This is a genomic window from Tardiphaga sp. (genome assembly GCF_044336785.1).
Classification (GTDB): Bacteria; Pseudomonadota; Alphaproteobacteria; order Rhizobiales; family Xanthobacteraceae; genus Tardiphaga.
The window spans coordinates 1-3,247 of sequence record NZ_JBIIOT010000188.1 but is presented as its reverse complement, the minus strand read 5'-3'; the positions used below and the strand labels follow the sequence as shown (position 1 = coordinate 3,247).

Genomic DNA, 3,247 nt, shown 5'->3' with positions numbered 1-3,247 from the left:
GTGGGGAGAGGTGTCCGCGCCTCATGGATGGCATTTCGTCTGGAGCGCGCATCCTCAATGTCCCAGATACGCTTCGATCACGGCGGGATTGGCACGGACTTCGTCGGGGCGGCCCATGGCCAGCACCTTGCCTTCGGCCATCACCATCACGCGCGTACACAGCGACATCACGAATTCCATATTGTGCTCGATCACCACGAAGGTGGCGCGCTTCTCCTGATTGATGGCGCGGAGGCGATCCTTGAGATCGGCCAGCATCGTGAGATTGACGCCGCCGGCGGGCTCATCGAGCAGCACCAGACGCGGCCCGCCCATGAAGGCCATAGCGGCGTCGAGCAGCTTCTGCTGGCCGTACGAAAGTCCGCCAGCGGGCTCATCGGCGAGATGGTCGAGCTTGAAGAAGCCGATCATCTGATTGGCCGCGTCGGTGAGGCCGGCATCGGAGGGGCCGACCAGCCGCGTCAGCATGTTGCCCTGATGCTCCTGCCCGGCGAGGATCAGGTTCTCGCGCACCGAGAGTTTTGGAAACACCTGCAGCAGCTGGAAAGTGCGGCTGACGCCGAGCTTGTTCAGTTCTGACGGGCGCAGTCCGGTGACGGTCTTGCCATCGAGCTTCACTTCGCCATCCGATGGGGTGAGCTGGCCGAGGATGCAGTTGAACAAAGTGGACTTGCCGCAGCCGTTCGGTCCGATCAGGCCGAGGATCTCACCTTCCTGCACATCGAAGGACACGCCATTGACGGCGGTGATGCCGCCGAAGCGCTTGCTGATATTGGAGACTTCGAGGACGGCGCTCACGGCGTCACCTCCAATTTGGCGGTCGCGGTCGCTCGCTTGGCCGACGCGGCCTTGGTGCGGCGTTCGGCCATGAAGCGATCGAGGATGCCGAGAATGCCGGATGGCGAGTAGATCAGGAGCCCGATGACGGCGACCGCATAGATCATCAGGTAGTAGCCTTGCGTGAAGCGCAGCCATTCCGGCAGCAGCACGGCGATCATCGCCCCGAGGAACGGGCCGAAGAAGAAGCCGGAGCCGCCGACGATGACCATCATCAGCAAGTCGAGCGAGAGCGACAGGTGGAACGGCACGGGATCGACATATTGCGTGAGCGGCGCATAGAGCACGCCGGCGACGCCGCCGAGCGCCGAGCCGATCGCAAACGCCATCAGCGTGTAGTGGCGGGTGTCGATGCCGAGCGAGAGCGCGCGGATCGGGTTTTCACGCAGCGCCACGAAGGCGCGGCCCCAGGGCGAGCGGATCAGCCACCAGACCGCGAGCGAGACGAGGCCGAGCGAGCCGAGGCAGAAGTAATAGAATGGCAGCGGGCGCCGCGTGGGATAGCCGAAGATCTCCGGCCGCGGGATGTTGCTGATGCCATAGATGCCCTTGGTGAGCCATTCCTCGTTGCGGAAGACGAGGAAGGCGAGCGTCGAGAAGGCGAGGGTGACGAAAGCGAGATAATGATGCTGCACGCGGAGCGCGGGATAACCGAGGATCCAGCCGACCGCGAAGCACAGCACGATGGCGACGCCGAGCGCTGCGATCAGCGGCATGCCTGACGAGGTCATGATCGCCGCCGTATAGGCGCCGATGCCGACAAAGGCGCCCTGCGCCAGCGAGACCTGGCCGGCATAGCCGAGGGTGAGGTTGAGGCCCATGGCGGCGATGGTCATGACCGCCCACTGGCTGAGGATGAACAGGCCGTAGCGGTTGAAATTCATCGGCACGATGATGAGCGCCGCAATGGCGACGACGCCGAAGCCGAGCTTGAGGAGTTTCGTGTTCATACGGTGCGCTCCTCGGGACGGCCGAGCAGGCCCTGCGGACGGAACAGGATGATCGCGATCAGCAGCACCAGCGGCACGGCGGCGCGATATTGCGTGGAGACGTAGGCGGCGGCGAGATTATCAACGACGCCGATCAGGAGGCCGCCGGCGATGGCGCCGCGGATCTGGTTGAAGCCGCCGACAATGGCCGCGATGAAGGCTGCCTGGCCGAGCACTTCGCCGTTGGAGAATTTTGCCAGATAGATGGGCGTGATCAGCAGCGAGGCCAGCGCCACGAGAAAGGCGTTGATCAGGAAGGTCAGCAGGATCATGCGTTCGACCGGGACGCCGACGATGCGGGCGACCGTCGGGTTCTGCGCCGCGGCCTGCATCTGGTGGCCGATGGAGGTGCGGTTCAGGAGCGCGGTGAGCGCGACAACCGCGATGACGGCGACAGCGAGCACGCCGATGCTCTGCAACGCGACGGCGCGGCCGAGAATGAAGATATCACCAGCGGGAACGATGGAGGGGAAGGGCGAGGCTTCCGCGCTCCAGAACTGTTTGGCGGATTCCTTGATGCCGATGGCGAGCGCCATGGTGGCGATCGCCAGCGGCAGCACGCCGTGGCGCAGCATCGGATCGACCAGCAGCATCTTGAAGCCGAGGCCGAGCAGCAGCATCGACAGCGCGATGCCGACCAGGATGGCGACCCAGAACGGCGCGCCGGTATGCAGCACGCCGAGCATCAAAAAGGCCGGCAGCATGACGAATTCGCCCTGGGCGAAATTGATGGTCTGCGAGGTCTGCCACAGCAGCGTGAAGCCAACCGCGACAATGGCGTAAATGGCGCCGGTGGCGAGACCTGCGATGAGGAGGTCGAGAAGATTGGACATGGTGGTTCTCTCGGTACTGCGCGCATGCGCAGTTAAAGGCTGGTAGTCGCGACGCTCCGACCGTGCGCTCCCTCGCCCCGCTTGCGGGGAGAGGGCGGGGTGAGGGGAGCCTCCGCAGGCTCCGAGCGTGTGGAGAGCCCCCTCACCCGACTTCCACGCGCTGCGCGCGTTACAGTCGACCTCTCCCCGCAAGCGGGGAGAGGTTAGAAATTGCGTTTCAATTATTCAGCTTCGGCAGCACCTGTTTCACCACCTGCTTGCCTTCGACGATCTCGACCAGAAAACCCTGACGGTCGATGTCGCCATTGGCGTCGAAGGTGGCGTCCATCAGGATGCCCGGCTCCTTGGCCGTGGTGATGGTGAAGCCATGCAGCGCGTCGGCAAAGCCCTTGCTGTCCACCTTGCCCATTTTCTCGGTGGTGGCCTTGATCATGTAGATCGCGAGCCAGCCCTTGAGGCCGGTATGGTCGGGGACGTAGTTGTACTTTTTCACGAACTTTTCGCGGAAGGCCTTGATGAGATCCACCGGGGCATCAGTGGTGAGGCCGACATGGCCGCGGGCGCCGTTGGCCGCATCGCCGGCGAGCT

At 64.0% G+C, this 3,247-nt stretch carries 4 protein-coding genes; all 4 read right to left on the bottom strand.

Going from position 1 to position 3,247, the window contains the following annotated elements:
* Window positions 1–54: 54 nt before the first annotated feature.
* Entirely contained in the window at window positions 55–798 is a 744-nt protein-coding gene (locus ACIQ2A_RS25775; protein WP_398484900.1) for an ABC transporter ATP-binding protein, read from the bottom strand.
* A complete protein-coding gene (locus ACIQ2A_RS25770; RefSeq protein ID WP_398484898.1) occupies window positions 795–1,787 on the bottom strand; it encodes a branched-chain amino acid ABC transporter permease in 993 nt (330 codons plus the stop codon). The genes ACIQ2A_RS25775 and ACIQ2A_RS25770 overlap by 4 nt, the downstream gene beginning before the upstream one ends.
* Window positions 1,784–2,659 carry a branched-chain amino acid ABC transporter permease gene (locus ACIQ2A_RS25765; protein WP_398484896.1) on the bottom strand — a complete coding sequence of 292 codons (876 nt, stop codon included), beginning with the start codon at window positions 2,657–2,659 and terminating at the stop codon, window positions 1,784–1,786. Before ACIQ2A_RS25765 ends, ACIQ2A_RS25770 begins: the two co-directional genes overlap by 4 nt.
* Before the next feature lie 217 nt (window positions 2,660–2,876).
* Window positions 2,877–3,247: ABC transporter substrate-binding protein (locus ACIQ2A_RS25760; protein WP_398484894.1), on the bottom strand; the 371-nt coding region annotated here is incomplete at its 5' end.

Coding starts and splice junctions, on each gene's coding strand:
- ACIQ2A_RS25765 (WP_398484896.1), bottom strand. CDS start 2,659: ATGTCCAATCTTCTCGACCTCCTCATCGCAGGTCTCGCCACCGGCGCC.
- ACIQ2A_RS25770 (WP_398484898.1), bottom strand. CDS start 1,787: ATGAACACGAAACTCCTCAAGCTCGGCTTCGGCGTCGTCGCCATTGCG.